The organism is Mongoliitalea daihaiensis (assembly GCF_021596945.1).
Classification (GTDB): Bacteria; Bacteroidota; Bacteroidia; order Cytophagales; family Cyclobacteriaceae; genus Mongoliitalea; species Mongoliitalea daihaiensis.
In genome coordinates this window covers 1,680,592-1,697,074 of the sequence record NZ_CP063779.1, presented here as the reverse complement: position 1 = coordinate 1,697,074, position 16,483 = coordinate 1,680,592, and the positions used below count along the sequence as shown (strand labels likewise).

The following is a 16,483-nucleotide window of genomic DNA, read 5'->3' as shown; positions in this document are numbered from 1 at the left end:
CGATTCAAATGGATTATTTAATCTCTTGTAGCTAAGGTAACTGTTTCACCTATCCAACAACCTACCGTAACTGTTTGACCAGCTTGCTTACCTTCAGTAAATAACTCTTCTTTGGAAGGGAAGCGTGCTTTTGCATCTCTCATTCCTTCACTATTCCCTGCTCTTTGGTAATAATTATAAGCAGCGATAAATATTGCTTGATCTTCTGCTCTGGAAACATTTCTTCTGCAATCATTGAAAGAACCCATGATCAGTTGAGCAACTAAGTTATAGGCTTCTTTAGCTTTGGTGTCATCTGCTTTAGCGGCTTCTATCGCGTAGCTTCTTGCTGCTGACTTATTTCCTTGCTGTCCTTTTGCTTTTGCTAAGTCAAATAAGATCTCTGCTTTTTGATCAGGTTTCTCAGCCAAGTTCAATGCTTTCTCTAATACTGGGATAGCTTTTTCATAATCTCTAGCCTGCATCAATTTCATCGCTCTTACTTGAGAAGTCGCAAAAGTAGGAGATTCATTATCAATGATTTCCAATGCAACCATGAATGAGTTATTGTTTAAACACTTATACTGGAAAGAGTATTTGAAAACTTGCTGTGCTAAAGCCATATCAGTTGGATTCGCAATCAACTTTGGACCTAAGGTATTTTCTATAAAGTCACAGTCGATTAGTTCCATTACAACCACCAATTGCTCCAAGTTACCTCTAGGCGCTGAAACATCCGTACCGTTAGCTTCCGCTTCGTCTAAGATTTTATTCAAAGCTTCATAACGTGCAAGCAATTCTACTTTAGTAAAAGCTTTATTGTAAGCATTGTGAAAGTACACAGAATTGAAGAAAGCACCTGCCAATCCAGGAGTTTTCAACGTACCACCATTTACTTCAAGAGCTCTATCAAATACCTTCACAACGTCACCAACTCTATCCTTATCTCTTAAGAAATATTGATAAGCAAAATATGCCTTATTCTCAATCCAAACAGATTCGTTATCATACTTATCCTTTCTTAGGTCATAAATAGTCATGACTGAGTCTTGATAAATTCTTTTTTGTGCTTCATCAGTTGAAGCTTTAGAAGCTCCATCATAGACAGCTGTTCCATTGATGTAGATGGACTCATTCAAATCAGGCACATTGATTAATAACCAATTCAACCCTTTGGTAGCCTCAACGAATTGTTCAGACTTCATGTAATCCACATAGGCAGCATTCAGCTCTCTAGCTTTTGCTTCCTTAGCAGGATCTGAAGGCCAATTCCACCCGTCCTGCGCTTGAACCAAACCTCCTGCTACCCAGAACAGTAAACCGGCAAGTACAATTTTCGCTTTCATATCTGTTTAATTTTAGTCGTAAACTCTTTTATAAAACCATGTATTATCATTCAGCGAGAACCCTAAACTGAAGCCCGCATAATTTTCACGGATCAGCCCATTGGCAGTCGTACCCCTTTGTCCTAGGCGAATTGCAAAATTCATCATAGATAAAGTGTTCATCGGTACCGTTCCTCCAAAATTAATGCCAATATCCGTGATGGATGTTTGAGCTACCACATATGGCGTCTGCTTGTATTCTACACCAAATCGATAAGTAATCCTCTTAAAGAATTTATCCATAGACCCAAAATCAGGAGTGATTTGGGTACCTAAGGCAATTCGGTAAGAATCATTCAAATTTGTTTCACTTCCATTGAAATCAATGTATCTGCTAAACTCCTGATATTGTCCTTCTAAGCCGATAATAAGCCTATTTATTCGCTCGTAGGTAATTCCAAAGCCGAAATTTTCAGGCACGAAGACGGAACCTCTGATATTATCGGACAAAACTTCCCCATCTGTATCTGGCCTGCTAGCTTGACCAAAATCTGCTACTTTTGCAAATTCTCTTCCATTAATATTCCCGAAGGCCTGATAAATGGCACCTAGATGAAAATTTGATTTTTCACCAAGCTTAAAATAATAGTGAGCCCCTAATTTGTAGGTTACATCTGACACTGTGAATCGCTCAAAGTATTCAGATGAGTTACCAATAGGGTTTTCGTTTTCATCCAATAAAGATAGTTGATTTGTTCGAATAGTGGAACCAAATAAATAAGAACCATGTACACCGAAGGATAAATTCTTAGCAGGGGAAAGGCTGTAAGCTAAATAAGCCTCTGACACACCACCAGAACCATCAATGCGATTAAGGGATGTTAAATCAGAATTGGTTACTTGTCCATTGACCACAATGCTGTAATTAACAGTTGTAATTTGGTTGATTCCGAGCCCCAATGCAGACTTACCAGGATTGATGGGCAGAGACATCCCTACATAGGACAATCCTCCTCCGTCCACAAACTCCTGCTCATTTTCAGTCCGGAGATTTACGCGTTGATAGTTGAAGGCTGCTTGAAAGTTGAAAATGGTATTTCGGGTACTCAAGGCGGGATTCATATAATTCAACCCCCAACCGGTACCAAAACTGATACCCAAACCACCCATCCCTTGATTTTGGGTGAGGCCATTGTTGTTGAAATCTCCAATCCCCAGCGAACTGTATGCAGAGACACTGGATTGTGCCTGGGATTCGGAAAATATAAAGAAGGTGCACAATACACCGATATAACTTAGTCTTTTATAAAGCGACATTATCAAGTAGAATTCTATTCAGCCCATACAGAACCAAATTAGGGATTACAAATATGTGGTCTTTTGTCAAGGTTTCAAAAAAAAATGAATCTCCTCCACAAATAATAACATTCAAATCGGGATATCGCATAGAATATTGCCGAATAAATCCTTCCATCTCATGAAGGATACCATAGTACACACCACTTTGCATACATGCCAAAGTGCTCTCACCCGACAAATGCGGGAGACTACCTTTAGATAAATTTGTCAAGGGCAATCGCGCTGTCTGCTGATGCATGGCCTGAAAGCGCATAGAAAGTCCAGGACTGATGCTACCTCCTGAGAAGGTGTCAGAAGCATCCAATACATCATAGGTGATGCAACTTCCTAGATCAATTACCAAGACGGGTTTATCTTCAAAAAAGGCCCTAGCTCCCGCCAAAGCAGCTTTTCTATCCACACCTAAAGTATGGGGAGTTCCATAATTATTTGTAAAAGGAACTTTCGAATGTACATTTAAATAATGAAAAGGAAAGCCCAATTCCTCCTGTAACGTCGCTTCATCATACCTAACAGAAGAGATGATAGCGGCATCTATTGAAAGCTGTTCAGCATATGATTTTAATCCTTTAAGATCAGAAAAGACCACCTCCTCCAACAATTCAGTACCTTCAAATTTTCCTGTTTTAATACGGGAATTCCCAATATCTACAATGAGTTGCTTCATACGTTTGCTTACAGATTTTAAAGGTAGATAAATTCACTAAGCCTTTATTTTGGCTAAATTAAAATTAACTTTACGACAAGATATTTAACATATTTTAACCATGCAGTCTTCACAGAGTTACCAAATGATCGGATTGATGTCAGGAACATCAGGGGATGGATTGGATATTGCCTACACTACTTTTGACTTTGATGGGCAATGGTCCTTCGCAATCCCCCATGCGGAAACTATTCCTTTTCCCAAAAAACTTGGCAAACAACTTCGCCAATGTCATGAGCTGTCAGGCTTAGATTTAGCACTTTTAGATGTATCATTCGGCAAGTGGATGGGTGAGCAGGTGAAGGAGTTCTGCAAAAAATATAACATTCAGCCCCAAGCTATAGCTTCTCACGGTCACACCGTATTTCATCAACCCCAAAAAGGTCTAAGCTTGCAAATCGGAAATGCATGGTCCCTACATGTAGCCTGTGGATTGCCTGTAATCAATGATTTTCGGATGCTAGATATACAGTTGGGTGGACAAGGGGCTCCTTTGGTTCCCATTGGAGATCAATTGCTCTTTGGAGAGTTTGACTATTGCATCAACCTGGGGGGCATCGCCAACATCAGCATGGACCAAGCTGGTCATCGAGTGGCCTTTGATATCTGCCCATTTAACCTCCTACTCAACCATTTTGCCCAAAAGAAAAAAATGCCGTATGATGCCAATGGAGCCTTGGCCAAAAGCGGCAAGCTGATACCCAAACTTCTGAAAGCATTGAATAAACATCGTTTTTACAAAAAATCGGGTGCTAAGTCTCTTGGCCGTGAAGATTTAGCTTCTTTTTTCGAATGTATAGATTCGGGAGAAAAAGTATCCAATATCCTGCATACGCTTGTAGAGCACTACGCAATTCAAATTGCTGCATGTATTGAGGCAAAAGAAGAAAGAAAAGCAAGCGTCATTCTCACAGGAGGAGGAGCATTCAATCGGTATTTTGTCGAGCGATTAGAAGCAATGCTCCTAGAAAAAGCACAGATTCTCCCCATTGGAGAGCAAGTCATCCAATTTAAAGAAGCGCTGATCTTTGCATTCTTGGGTGTGCTTCGTTTGAGAAATGAAATTAATACCTTGGCTTCTGTGACAGGGGCAAATAGGGATTCTTGTGGGGGTGTGTTAATTTCATAATTATTAACTTCAATGAAAGCCTGCCTGACAAACAAAATAGTATACTCACTAAACAAATTACAAGCTCTTTGCTTTTTTGGTGTGGTTTTAACTAGTATTCATTTATCATGTAGATCCCAAAACTCTGCCCAAGAACGACTGTGGACAATGGAAAAAGACAATTTGGAATTAAATTTCAACAACAGAATTCTAAATTCCAACCCACTATTTTATGAAATCCAATCAAACGGTCAACTCGTAGCCTTTGATCACACTAGAGGTGAAATTCAATCTTATGATTTAGATAATGCCGAGATTCAAATTCAAAAACTTGATTTCGATGGACCAAATGGTGTAGATAGAACTATTTTTTCGATGCAAAGCATGGGGAATTTACTTTTTTTAAACTCGTCTCAATCAATTTCCATGCTCCAATCTGGAGAAAAAATTAAGAGTTAAGATTTGATGATTTACACCAAAAGGTCAACCTTTCAGCATTTGAAACCATAAGTGTAAAACCAAGATCTAATTGGGGAACTACCAAGGGAGAAATATTTCTCTGGATAAAAGCAGCAAACTCTCACGCCTCTCAATTCACGGTATACCAAGATTACCTTCAAATTTTACAGTATAATATTGTTGAAAATGCTTGGAAAATTTTCAACCTACCAGTACCAAAAAACTTAATCCCAGATAATGAAAGAGGTTACTATAATGACATTATCCCGAATATTTCTGTAAAGGGAGACTATTTAATTTATGCATTCAGACCATTTCCAGAAATATTTGTTTTTAACTTAAAGACGGAGAAAGTGAAAACTTTACGGTTAGAAGTTGATTCATTCAACCAAATACCAGCAGTTTTGTATAAAAATTATGGTCAAGGCTCTGAGTTACAGGATGGGATCTATACCAAATTTATAGACATAGCTTTCGATGAATATTCCTTCATGATTTTTAGGCTGCATAGCCAAAGTCAAAATGGAAAGCTTATTGGAAATAGATTCTTAACTGTAGCTGATTTAGAGGGAAATTATGAAGTTTTTGAATTGAAAGATGAATCAGGGGTACGTTTACATACAAATCAAGGGAAACTCTACATATTACAGCGGGATAGTCCTGATGAAAATTCCATATCATTGCATGTTTACGCTTTCGAAAAACAATAAACTAAGTTTTCGCCTACTAACTTACTTTCAGATTTTAACTTAATCAGGACTTAGGCGGTTGAACTCCTTTCTGTTTTTTCCGTTGGCATATCTGAAGTCGCCAAATATTTCTATTTTTGCGGCCAATAAACCCAAATAACATGAAAGATTTACTGAAAAAGTTTGAGAATAAACAGCCTGAGATTGTTTTTGAATGGAGCGATAGCGAAACAGAAGCAGAAGGTTGGGTAGTCATCAATTCCCTAAGAGGTGGAGCAGCTGGCGGTGGTACCCGTATGCGTAAAGGCTTGGATAAACGAGAAGTGGAATCCTTGGCTAAAACCATGGAAGTAAAATTCACCGTATCTGGTCCTGCTATTGGTGGTGCCAAGTCAGGCATCAATTTTGACCCAAATGATCCACGCAAAGATGAGGTGTTGAAACGCTGGTATAAAGCGGTGATGCCTTTGTTGAAAAACTACTATGGTACAGGTGGGGATCTGAATGTGGATGAAATCCACGAAGTAATTCCAATCACAGAATCCTATGGACTTTGGCATCCACAAGAAGGCATTGTCAACGGTCATTTTAATGCTACCGAACCACAAAAAATCAGAAAAATCGGTCAGTTAAGACAAGGAGTATCTAAAGTATTGGAAGATCCTCTGTTTACACCGAACGGTCCCAAAAAATATACCGTAGCCGATATGATCACGGGGTACGGGGTAGCAGAAGCGGTAAAGCATTATTATTCCATTTGGGGAGGAGAGCTTGCAGGAAAGCGTGCCATCATTCAAGGTTGGGGAAATGTAGGTGCTGCAGCCGCTTGTTTTTTAGCTGTAGAAGGTGTGAAAATTGTTGGAATCATCGATAGAGTTGGCGGTTTGATCAAGGAAGAAGGTTTTTCATTGGATGAAATCCGCGAATTATTTATTCAAAGAAAAGGAAATACACTGGTAGCAGACAATATCATACCTTTTGATGAGATTAATGAGAAAATTTGGTCTCTTCCTGCGGAGATTTTCATACCAGCGGCAGCATCCCGCTTAATTACCCGAGCACAGGCTGAAACCATGGTAGAAACAGGCCTAGAAGTAATATCCTGCGGAGCCAATGTACCATTTGCAGATCCAGAGATTTTCTTTGGACCTACGGGAGTATGGACAGATGAGAAAATCGCTGTAATCCCTGATTTTATTGCTAACTGTGGTATGGCCCGCGTATTTGCTTATCTGATGAGTGATGAAGTTGAGTTGACAGACGAGGCAATCTTCCATGATGTGAGCCATACTATCCAAAAAGCAATGAAACGAACTTTTGATACGAATCCCTCCACCACTAGAATTGCTCAGACCTCTTTTGAAATTGCATTGAAAGAATTGATTTAACCGGAAAAAATATCTGCAAATCTGAAGCAGGGGTTACTATAGCCCTGTTGATTTGCAGATATTTTTTCATTTTCAAGGATTCACACCTATGTTTCAGTAATGGTAAATCGCTTGGACAAAATAAATTTACCCAAACAAACATGTTACCAATCATCCCACACATGGGTTATTTTTAAATTAAATCTCATACTACTGAGGCAATGGTATTAGGGGATTTCAATCAAATTAAGTAGTTTAGCGAGCAATAAGTCCCGAAAAATTGTAATTTGGGCTTTTCAAAAGCTTTTGAAAAATACCCATTAACCTAGAAGAACTGCTTAATTACTACTGAATGAAGAATTTTATTTTGTTATTAGCGCTATTTGCAGGAATATTGTTTTTCTCAGTCCCTCAAATAAGCTTTGCCAAAGAATATACATCTGAAACTTTTGTTGAAGCAGATACAATCAGCCAACAAAGTGATGAATCCTCTGGCTACAATCTTCCAGGGATGCATAATTTATCCCCTGAAGAAGGACATGATGCACATGGAGAACATCCAGCAGCTCCAGTCTGGTTGGTAATCCCTTTTGTGGCTCTGCTATTGATGATCGCCACAGGGCCTTTATTTTATGAACATTTCTGGCACCATAACTATCCCAAAGTTGCGGTAGGTTTGGCAACCATTGTAATTGCCTACTATCTTTTTATTTTGCATAATACCCATGGACCTGTACATGCGCTCGCAGAGTATGTTCAATTTATCGCACTATTGGCATCCCTTTACATTGCTTCTGGGGGAATTTTGATTGAAATTGATAAAAAAGCAACACCTGCTGCAAATGTAATTTTGTTAATTGTCGGCGCTGTCATTTCAAATTTAATTGGTACTACGGGTGCTTCTATGCTTTTGATCAGACCATTTATCCGATTAAACAGAGGTAACATTCAACCTTATCACATTATCTTCTTCATTTTTATGGTGAGTAATGTAGGTGGTTCTTTGACTCCTATTGGAGACCCTCCTCTCTTCTTAGGATTTTTGAAAGGAGTTCCTTTTTTCTGGACTTTGGAACACAACATCATCCCGTGGGTATTAGCATTGGCAATCCTCGCCGTTATTTTCTATTTTGTAGATAGAAAATTTGGTAAAGCCAACGATGAAGAACTTGAGCCTGTCACATTTACTAACAAGTTTGCCTTGATCGGTTCCAAAAACTTCTTGTGGTTATTGATTGTCATCATGTCTGTATTCCTTGACCCGAATGTATTAGAATGGGTACCTGCCATACACTACGATGGTCAGAAGTTTTCTTTTATACGGGAAATCATCATGCTCTCAGTTGCCTATTTGTCTTACAGGTTTGCCGACCAAAAAGCCATCAAAGGCAATGAATTCAACTTTGAACCCATCCGTGAAGTAGCATTTATATTTGTCGGGATCTTTGGCACCATGATGCCTGCATTGGAGCTGGTTGGTAACTTTGCCAAGTCTCCAGAAGGAGCAGCGCTGATCACCCACAACACCTTGTACTGGGGTACAGGGATTCTATCAGGATTCTTGGACAATGCACCTACTTATTTGAACTTCTTAGCTGCAGCTATGGCTTCGCAAGGAGGAGACATATCCAATATCGAACAAGTTCGCGCCTTTGCGATGGATGGCTATGAGGATTCTGCCTTTGAATTGATGGCTATTTCAATCGCAGCAGTCTTCTTTGGCGCCATGACCTATATCGGAAATGGACCAAACTTTATGGTAAAATCCATAGCCGAGCAAAGCGGGATTAAAATGCCTTCTTTCTTTGGATATATCATCCGATTCTCCATCCCGATTTTGTTGCCAGTATTGATCATCACCTGGTTGGTCTTCTTTGCCTTCGTATAGAAAGCCTGAAATAATAAAATTGGCTAATTTTGGATACCAAAGGGTATTCTGCCAAATCATGAGTTATTCGTAAAATTGACTATCTTGAACCCTACAACGAACCTAAAAACCGATGAAAGAACGTTTAAATGTTTCCATACAATCTGCTAGTTTAATTTTAGTAGCAGCAGGATTGGCATGGGTAGTATGGGCCAATGATACAAACATGCGGGAAATGCTTACCTATCTTTTGATCTTGGTCATTTTTATAGAAGCATTAAGTTTATACCTGATTGGAAAACTGTATCCCGAATCCCACACTACGTTTAAATTGGGGATAATTGCCTCCATGGTTATCTTACTGGGAATCCGTATAATGGTCCCTTCCATCTTCATACCCATGACAATTTTAGTCTTTGCTATGAATTTCATGTATAACTTTTACACCAATGGAAAAAGGAAATCATCTACTTTCCGAAGAAAAGCAATGAAGAAAAAAAGATAATCGGCATAACATTTGAACAAGGGTAAGTCATGAAAAATTTTCAAAAAACGCTTACTATTGGTGTCATCTACAGTTTATTGGCAATCCCAGTATTTGGACAAGCTAAGCTAGAGAAATTTATGCATGAGCGGGAGCGCATGCATGAGGAATGGAAAGTTTCAGAAAGTAAAAAGACAGGGATTTTTGGTAATCGAACCAAAAAAGATATGATTGAAACTCTTGAGTGGATGGAACGAATTATTCAGAAGGATAATCAAATCATGGAGGAACTCAAACTCTTGAGTGAAATCGAAAAAACTGAGATCACCTATGAAAAAAACGATTACAAGTTTATCGTTCAAAAACAAGAACGTGAAATTGCGATTTTAAAAAGAGCATTGGAAGAAAAAAATGCTGCCCAAGTAGAAAAGAGCGCTGCTATGAGGCCGACTACATGGATCTTGATTCTGTTTTTCGCTTTCTTAGGTTTCGGCTGGAAATACTTCAGGAAGAAAATTTAATAATTACTTCAAAACATACACTCCTCTTTTTTCCAGTGTATAACGCTCCTGAAACTCAGGAAAGACGCCTAATAACGCCTGAAATATTCCCTCCTCATCAATCACCACTTCCGGCAATTCCTGTTTGAATGCCTGATATACATCAGCCATATCCGATAAATCTGTATAATTGGTGAGAAGTTCCCTTGAATGATAGTAATTTAAAAAAGGAGTCGCAAGACTTGCATCTTGATAATAGGCCAAATCAGTCCCAAGAACCAACACTTTTTTTCCTTTCGTAATGGCATGTCTATTTTCAAGTTGGATGAGATAGGCACTATTTTTTCTTATTGTACCCTCTTGAAATACCCACACCATACCTGTCAGTGGTACCCCTAAGAGAAACACATACACTAAAACATTCATCAAAACACCCTTAGGATTAGCCACAAAAAGTAAGCTTATAAAGTAAACCATGGGAGGAATAAATACTACTAATTGGAATGGCGCGTGCCTATTTGACAAAAATAAGACTGCTACGGAGGTCAATAAGAAAATTAGCATCAATTGTAATTGCTTTTGCTGATTGACAGTCAGTGACTTAAAAAACGAACCGTATACAATCCCCATAGTAGTAAAGAAAAGTGGAGTAATCATGAGTATCAGAAAATCCCTGAGACCAATATGCTTGTAAGTTATTTCTAACTTGGAAGTCAATAAAAACTCCGAAATAAAATCCTGAAATCCCCCAATCCAAAAGTAATAAGTTGCAGCACATGCCAGGGGTAAAAAGTATCCTACAAGTGAGAGGATTAATTGGGAAAGATTATATCCACCTATAGCAACACCCACTACTACTAGGTATGGTAGAAATACTACCAAAGGAAAATGAAAGCAAGCCGCTATTCCAAAATAAAGTCCAACCAATAGAACTGAACTCGTACTTTCTTTTTGTAAGACCGTTTGCGAAAACAACTGGCCCACTGCCAAAATCAAAAAGGTGCTTCCCATCAGCATGGGGGTCAACCGGATGAAATCAAACGAACTGTGAAACAAAATCCCCATGATTAAAGCGGGGATATAAGAATTTTCATCAAATGTCCTGAATTTAAAAAAAAGATTGTTGATGTAAATAATTTGAAAACAAATAATGACTGTTGCGATTACTTGATGGACGACAAGGTTTTTTCCAAAAAGCCAATGAAGAAACCAATAGACGCCTGCCGAAAGTGGAGCGGTATTATCAATTACATCCACATACATGTGTCCACCTTGCGCAAGCCTCTCCCCCAACAGCATCCAAATAAGCTCTGGCTGGGTTATCGGTACGCGCAAAACCATTATATATACCGTACTCATTAGGAGCATCAAGCCTAAAACTGCGAAAAGACGGAAAGGGTCGTTGATTTTAAAAAAACTTAACAAGGCTTTTGTAAATTCTGTTTAGATTATGAATGTTAACCCACGAAATTAAAGGTTACGCTTTTAATTCACTAAATTTGCTCCAATTAAAATCAATCATGGAAAGTAAAAGACAACAGAAATACAGCAAACTGATTCAGAAAGAGATTGGAGAAATCTTCCAAAAAGAAGCTAAACACCTCTTAAGCAACGCCTTTGTGACGGTATCAGGTGTTTCGATGAGTCCAGATCTTGGCGTAGCAAAAGTTTACCTGAGCTTTTTATTAGATAAAGACAAGGGCATGTTTGAGAAAATCAATGAGAAAAAAAGCGAAATAAGGAAACATTTGGGAAATAGGATTGGAAAGTCTGTTCGGATTGTTCCTGAATTAGCTTTGTTTTTGGATGACTCTGCTTCCTATGCTCAACACATGGATAAAGTCATTTCCTCTTTGGATATCCCAGAAGCACCGGAAGAAGACGAAGAAAATGAAGACTAATTTAGAATAGCTACCCTTGAACACCTCATTTTTTATAGCAGGCAGATACTTCAGAAGTAAGAAGAAAAAAAACTTTATCACGGTACTCTCCATCATTACCATGGTTGGAGTAGCAGTGGGAGCGATGGCTTTGGTCATTGTATTATCTGTATTCAATGGCTTGGAGGAACTAGTAAGGGGCCTATATGCTTCCTTTGATGCAGATTTGAAAATTGAAGCCAGTCAGGGAAAATCATTTCGGATAGAACAAAACACTTTTCAGAAAATCGAGGACTTAGAGGGAGTATCACTCGTGACCGAGGTAATTGAGGATAATGCGCTATTCAATTATCGAAACTATCAGCATTTGGCTCGGATCAAAGGCGTTTCGGACAATTACCTTTCTCAATCTCGCTTTGAACAAGGATATGTTTGGGGAGATTTGGACTTAGGTTCAAGCGAGCGTCCACAAGCCATCATAGGAAGAGGAGTAGGATTCTTTTTATCCATAGATTTAAACAACGAGTTTGATCTCCTTCAAGCTTACTATCCCAAAGCCCCAAGAAATGCAGCAACCATAGACCCTCGACAACTATACAACCAAGGTACACTCATCCCCAGCGCATTTTTCAGTGTAGAAAAAGAGTTTGATGACAATTACATCATTGCTCCCATTTCATTTGTGAGTAAACTCTTGAATTATGGGGATAAACGAACTGCCATTGAAGTAAGTGTCCAAGAAGGGTACTCCATTCGAAAAGTAAAAACTGCACTCAAACAAATCTTAGGAGAAGAATTTACAGTTAAAGATACTGACGAGCAACATGCAGGATTATTAAGGACTATAAAAATCGAAAAATTGTTCGTATTTATTACCCTGACATTTATCCTAGCAGTCGCCTCCTTTAACATCTTTTTTTCCCTGTCCATGATGGCCATAGAAAAGAAAAAAGATATTGCTATTCTCTATGCAATGGGCGCACGTGAGAGCATGGTCAAAAATATTTTCATCAAACAGGGAAGCATCATTGCCTTTTCAGGTGCAATTATTGGTTTGCTGATAGGTTTCATCATTGTTTGGCTTCAAGATACTGTAGGACTAGTATCCATGGGCATAGAATCATCTATCATTGAAAACTATCCTGTAAAAATCATTTGGACAGACTTTTTGTGGACCAGTATTTCGGTAATCCTTATTACTTTCGTTGCGTCCTACCGTCCAGCCTTACTTGCCTCCAAAGTAAAATCTACCGATTTGTAAAAATAAAAAAGCCGTGAAATAAAATCTCACAGCTTTAGTCAATTAACAATAAACCCAAAATAACCAGCTGTAGGAGAAGGACTCGAACCTCCACGGGGCAGTTAGGCAAAACACGAGCTCCATGTTTGCTTTATGCTGTACTCCCCACCCCCGAGACAGGAGGGCTTGTCTGCCAATTTCAACATCCTACAGTATAATACTTGCGGGAACCTTATGCCCCCTATTTACTTATCATAACCTTTAGCTGTAGGAGAAGGACTCGAACCTCCACGGAGCAGTTAGGCAAAACACGAGCTCCATGTTTGCTTTATGCTGTGCTCCCCACCCCCGAGACAGGAGGGCTTGTCTGCCAATTTCAACATCCTACAGTATAATACTTGCGGGAACCTTATGCCCCCTATTTACTTATCATAACCTTTAGCTGTAGGAGAAGGACTCGAACCTCCACGGAGCAGTTAGGCAAAACACGAGCTCCATGTTTGCTTTATGCTGTACTCCCCACCCTCGAGACAGGAGGGCTTGTCTGCCAATTTCAACATCCTACAAGATAACTCAACTTTGACCTTTTGTCGTTGTTGATGAATCAAAGTTAACAAAGTGAATCATATTTTAAAATTTTTTCAATAAAAAATACTTATTTTTACAGTATATTTATTTATTAAGCAATTTTATTAAATATTTAGCAATTAAGGTTACGCAATTCGTCCAATGATTGAAAAATCGGAAATACAGGATTAATCGCCTAATCTTTCATAACTTTACCACGTGAAAAAGTTTGTTATTATTGGGTTTATTTGGTTGCTTACAGCCTGTAGCAATGAAGGCAACCGGAATCAAGCATTGATTAATGTTTTTATGGTAGATGCTCCTGGAGACTTTGATGCAGCAATCATTGAAATCCTAGGAGTAGAAGTAAGTGTTTCCGGAGGCAGGACTGGTGAAAGTGTATTGACCTATTTTCTTCCTAACCTGTCATCCAATAGACAAGTAAACGTAACCGCACTCATTGGTGGAGAGCAATTCCTTATAGGCAGAGATGAAGTTAATGTGGGGCAACTTATTGAGATGAAGTTAATCTTAGGCAGCAATAACCTCGTCAGAAAAGCTGGGGCTTCCATTCCTTTGCGTTTGGAGTCTCCTATTTCTCAAGAACCAAGCATTCAGACAAATTTTATTTTAACTGCAGGTATTTCGCATGATTTATTCATAGATTTTGATATACAACAATCAATTTCGGGACAAGCAAGTGAGGAGTTTATACTTAACCCTGTCCTTCGAGCTTTTTCAAGCAGCAACACAGGCACTGTATCGGGAGTCATTCGCCCAGCAGGTGCTCAAGCAGTCCTGTACGCGATTCAAAATAGGGATACCATAACAAGTACTATTTCTAACAGAGATAATGGACAATTTCAACTGAGGGGCTTAACGGGCAGCTACACCATTGGAATTCTCCCATTTGGCGATACCTTTAGAAGAGATAGTTTGCTTAACATCGTTGTTACTCCTCAAACAGTCACCCAGGCTGGCAACATCAATCTGCAACCAAGAAATTAAACATGGACAACGATCTCTTGTACATGCACAGAGCGCTTGAATTAGCGGAACTTGGAAGAGGGCATGTAAGTCCCAATCCAATGGTGGGCTGTGTCATAGTCCACCAAGGAAAAGTGATTGGAGAAGGTTTCCATGAGATTTATGGAGGGCCACATGCAGAACCCAACGCTATTAATCAGGTTGATGACTTTGATTTACTAAAGACCTCAACTGTATATGTCACTTTAGAACCTTGTGCACACTGGGGAAAAACACCTCCTTGTGCAGATTTACTCATCAAGCATCAGGTCCAGCGCGTGGTAATTGGAGCTATTGACAGTAACCCTTTGGTTGGCGGAAAAAGTATTCAGCGCATGAAAGACGCAGGCATTGAAGTTCTAAATGGTGTCTTGGAAAAAGAAGTTCGTGAGCAAAACAAACGATTTTTCACCACGATGGAAAAGGAGCGCCCGTACATCGTTCTCAAATGGGCCCAAACATCCGACGGATACATTGCTAGGAAAAACAACGACTCTAAATGGATTAGCAATGTCTACAGCAGACAGTTGGTGCATCAGTGGCGCGCCGAGGAAGACGCTATATTGGTAGGAAAAAACACTGTGCTATTTGACAACCCTTCCTTGAATGTTCGAGACTGGTCAGGCAAAGACCCTGTCCGAGTTATCCTCGCCTCCTCACTTGATTGGCAGCATCCCTTTCAGGTGTTAGACAGATCTATTCCTACCATCATTTTTAACAGGGATATCCAAAAAGACGATGGAAACCTTTCTTTGGTAAAGATTGAGGACAACAAAAATCTTACACACATTCTGCAAATTCTCCAACAGCGAAAAATAAGCTCTGTTCTTGTAGAGGGGGGCAGTGAAGTATTGCAGGCATTTATCTCTCATAATCTTTGGGACGAGGCCAGGGTGTTTAGTAGTACTTGTACCTTTGGAGATGGAATTCCAGCCCCAAAAATTTCAGGAACCATCACTCGAGAACTTGATGTTATGGGAGACAAACTTTCGATTTATCACAATCATTAAACATATGGCAGAGTCAATTTATCTTCCCAAAAATGCGAGTAAAACTGAAATCTATCAGGCAGTTTTACCTCAAATAAATGCCCTAATAGCAGATGAAACGGACCTTTATGCCAATTTGGCAAATGTTTCCGCTGTTTTGAAAGAAGCATTTGGCTTTTTTTGGGTAGGCTTTTACTTGGTAAAAAATGATCAACTGGTCCTAGGTCCATTTCAAGGACCACTTGCCTGTACGCGTATTGCCTATGGAAAAGGCGTTTGTGGAACAGCTTGGAAAGAAAAAAGAACTCAGCTTATTCCTGATGTGGATGCCTTTCCAGGACATATCGCTTGCAGCAGCGCATCTAAGTCAGAAATAGTAGTCCCAGGACTTCTAGGAGAGGACGTTTGGTGCGTGTTAGATGTTGACAGCGATCAATTAGACGATTTTGATAGCATAGATCAGGAATACTTAGAACATTTGATGCAGTCCTTAAACAAGAATTATGCATTGGCGGAACAACTCTAGATGACCAAACGTAACCACATATTGGAGCAAAGTTGTAAATCAACCTAATGAAGTTTGGATTTTAAGCTATAAAGACAAACTTTGTTTATAACTTGTGCAAAAACTCAAAATATATGTGGGAAAATTGTTGAAAAATAAGATAAAAAATTTTAGGTTCTTATCTATTTGTTATCGAAATTTGATAACATCAAGTAAGAGATAATAGGGAGTTTTAAACTCAAATTGCTTTGACAATCTGGATTAGACAAAGAAGGAAAAATTTCTTAGGAAAACATTCCAACAGGTAATGCTGAAATTCTGAAATCTGTGAACGCTTTGAAATAATAAGCCTTGCGTCCATCTGATGGACCGCTTTCAACCAGAACAAACAATTTCAATAATCGGGTAACCGATGGGACTTATGAACTGTAGC

16 protein-coding genes are annotated in these 16,483 nt (G+C 39.1%); 12 read left to right on the top strand and 4 right to left on the bottom strand.

The genetic code is table 11. The features are described from left to right. Nucleotides 1–17: 17 nt before the first annotated feature. The 3 genes from IPZ59_RS07180 to IPZ59_RS07170 are packed head-to-tail and all read right to left on the bottom strand — an operon-like array spanning nt 18 to nt 3,330. The gene (locus IPZ59_RS07180; protein ID WP_236139191.1) at nt 18–1,325 is read right to left on the bottom strand and encodes a tetratricopeptide repeat protein; all 1,308 of its coding nucleotides are present in this window, start codon (nt 1,323–1,325) and stop codon (nt 18–20) included. Nucleotides 1,326–1,337: 12 nt separating this feature from the next. Beyond that, the gene (locus tag IPZ59_RS07175; protein ID WP_236139190.1) at nt 1,338–2,621 is read right to left on the bottom strand and encodes a hypothetical protein; all 1,284 of its coding nucleotides are present in this window, start codon (nt 2,619–2,621) and stop codon (nt 1,338–1,340) included. Continuing rightward, complete coding sequence (locus IPZ59_RS07170) at nt 2,608–3,330, bottom strand: type III pantothenate kinase (RefSeq protein ID WP_236139189.1); 723 nt, start codon at nt 3,328–3,330, stop codon at nt 2,608–2,610. Before IPZ59_RS07170 ends, IPZ59_RS07175 begins: the two co-directional genes overlap by 14 nt. A 100-nt stretch (nt 3,331–3,430) precedes the next feature. On the opposite strand from IPZ59_RS07170, the gene IPZ59_RS07165 reads away from it, so the two are divergent. The 7 genes from IPZ59_RS07165 to IPZ59_RS07135 all read left to right on the top strand — a co-directional run bounded on the left by IPZ59_RS07165 (nt 3,431) and on the right by IPZ59_RS07135 (nt 9,864). Continuing rightward, a complete protein-coding gene (locus tag IPZ59_RS07165; protein WP_236139188.1) occupies nt 3,431–4,498 on the top strand; it encodes an anhydro-N-acetylmuramic acid kinase in 1,068 nt (355 codons plus the stop codon). A gap of 12 nt (nt 4,499–4,510) precedes the next feature. After that, nucleotides 4,511–4,936, top strand: coding sequence for a DUF4221 domain-containing protein (locus tag IPZ59_RS07160; protein ID WP_236139187.1), 426 nt, complete (start codon nt 4,511–4,513; stop codon nt 4,934–4,936). 353 nt (nt 4,937–5,289) lie between these two features. Further along, complete coding sequence (locus IPZ59_RS07155; protein WP_236139186.1) at nt 5,290–5,646, top strand: hypothetical protein; 357 nt, start codon at nt 5,290–5,292, stop codon at nt 5,644–5,646. A gap of 140 nt (nt 5,647–5,786) precedes the next feature. Further along, nucleotides 5,787–7,013, top strand: a complete 1,227-nt coding sequence (locus IPZ59_RS07150; RefSeq protein WP_236139185.1) for a Glu/Leu/Phe/Val dehydrogenase dimerization domain-containing protein — start codon at nt 5,787–5,789, stop codon at nt 7,011–7,013. A gap of 331 nt (nt 7,014–7,344) precedes the next feature. After that, the gene (locus tag IPZ59_RS07145) at nt 7,345–8,880 is read left to right on the top strand and encodes a sodium:proton antiporter (RefSeq protein ID WP_236139184.1); all 1,536 of its coding nucleotides are present in this window, start codon (nt 7,345–7,347) and stop codon (nt 8,878–8,880) included. 112 nt (nt 8,881–8,992) lie between these two features. After that, a complete protein-coding gene (locus tag IPZ59_RS07140; RefSeq protein ID WP_236139183.1) occupies nt 8,993–9,364 on the top strand; it encodes a hypothetical protein in 372 nt (123 codons plus the stop codon). A gap of 29 nt (nt 9,365–9,393) precedes the next feature. Continuing rightward, a complete protein-coding gene (locus IPZ59_RS07135) occupies nt 9,394–9,864 on the top strand; it encodes a Clp protease ClpB (RefSeq protein WP_236139182.1) in 471 nt (156 codons plus the stop codon). A gap of 3 nt (nt 9,865–9,867) precedes the next feature. On the opposite strand, the gene IPZ59_RS07130 is transcribed toward IPZ59_RS07135, so the two are convergent. Continuing rightward, a complete protein-coding gene (locus IPZ59_RS07130) occupies nt 9,868–11,268 on the bottom strand; it encodes a hypothetical protein (RefSeq protein WP_236139181.1) in 1,401 nt (466 codons plus the stop codon). A 95-nt stretch (nt 11,269–11,363) separates the two neighbouring features. On the opposite strand from IPZ59_RS07130, the gene rbfA reads away from it, so the two are divergent. The 5 genes from rbfA (at nt 11,364) to IPZ59_RS07105 (ending at nt 16,071) form a co-directional block, all read left to right on the top strand. After that, complete coding sequence (gene rbfA, locus IPZ59_RS07125; RefSeq protein ID WP_236139180.1) at nt 11,364–11,744, top strand: 30S ribosome-binding factor RbfA; 381 nt, start codon at nt 11,364–11,366, stop codon at nt 11,742–11,744. A 16-nt stretch (nt 11,745–11,760) separates the two neighbouring features. Next, nucleotides 11,761–12,984 carry an FtsX-like permease family protein gene (locus IPZ59_RS07120; RefSeq protein WP_236139179.1) on the top strand — a complete coding sequence of 408 codons (1,224 nt, stop codon included), beginning with the start codon at nt 11,761–11,763 and terminating at the stop codon, nt 12,982–12,984. A 765-nt stretch (nt 12,985–13,749) separates the two neighbouring features. Further along, a complete protein-coding gene (locus tag IPZ59_RS07115) occupies nt 13,750–14,538 on the top strand; it encodes a DUF4382 domain-containing protein (protein ID WP_236139178.1) in 789 nt (262 codons plus the stop codon). 2 nt (nt 14,539–14,540) lie between these two features. Beyond that, a complete protein-coding gene (gene ribD, locus IPZ59_RS07110; protein WP_236139177.1) occupies nt 14,541–15,566 on the top strand; it encodes a bifunctional diaminohydroxyphosphoribosylaminopyrimidine deaminase/5-amino-6-(5-phosphoribosylamino)uracil reductase RibD in 1,026 nt (341 codons plus the stop codon). A 4-nt stretch (nt 15,567–15,570) separates the two neighbouring features. Beyond that, nucleotides 15,571–16,071 carry a GAF domain-containing protein gene (locus IPZ59_RS07105; protein WP_236139176.1) on the top strand — a complete coding sequence of 167 codons (501 nt, stop codon included), beginning with the start codon at nt 15,571–15,573 and terminating at the stop codon, nt 16,069–16,071. The last annotated feature ends 412 nt before the right edge of the window (nt 16,072–16,483 follow it).

Coding starts and splice junctions, on each gene's coding strand:
- IPZ59_RS07150 (WP_236139185.1), top strand. CDS start 5,787: ATGAAAGATTTACTGAAAAAGTTTGAGAATAAACAGCCTGAGATTGTT.
- rbfA (WP_236139180.1), top strand. CDS start 11,364: ATGGAAAGTAAAAGACAACAGAAATACAGCAAACTGATTCAGAAAGAG.
- IPZ59_RS07140 (WP_236139183.1), top strand. CDS start 8,993: ATGAAAGAACGTTTAAATGTTTCCATACAATCTGCTAGTTTAATTTTA.
- IPZ59_RS07145 (WP_236139184.1), top strand. CDS start 7,345: ATGAAGAATTTTATTTTGTTATTAGCGCTATTTGCAGGAATATTGTTT.
- IPZ59_RS07165 (WP_236139188.1), top strand. CDS start 3,431: ATGCAGTCTTCACAGAGTTACCAAATGATCGGATTGATGTCAGGAACA.
- IPZ59_RS07105 (WP_236139176.1), top strand. CDS start 15,571: ATGGCAGAGTCAATTTATCTTCCCAAAAATGCGAGTAAAACTGAAATC.
- IPZ59_RS07170 (WP_236139189.1), bottom strand. CDS start 3,330: ATGAAGCAACTCATTGTAGATATTGGGAATTCCCGTATTAAAACAGGA.
- IPZ59_RS07135 (WP_236139182.1), top strand. CDS start 9,394: ATGAAAAATTTTCAAAAAACGCTTACTATTGGTGTCATCTACAGTTTA.
- ribD (WP_236139177.1), top strand. CDS start 14,541: ATGGACAACGATCTCTTGTACATGCACAGAGCGCTTGAATTAGCGGAA.
- IPZ59_RS07180 (WP_236139191.1), bottom strand. CDS start 1,325: ATGAAAGCGAAAATTGTACTTGCCGGTTTACTGTTCTGGGTAGCAGGA.
- IPZ59_RS07160 (WP_236139187.1), top strand. CDS start 4,511: ATGAAAGCCTGCCTGACAAACAAAATAGTATACTCACTAAACAAATTA.
- IPZ59_RS07175 (WP_236139190.1), bottom strand. CDS start 2,621: ATGTCGCTTTATAAAAGACTAAGTTATATCGGTGTATTGTGCACCTTC.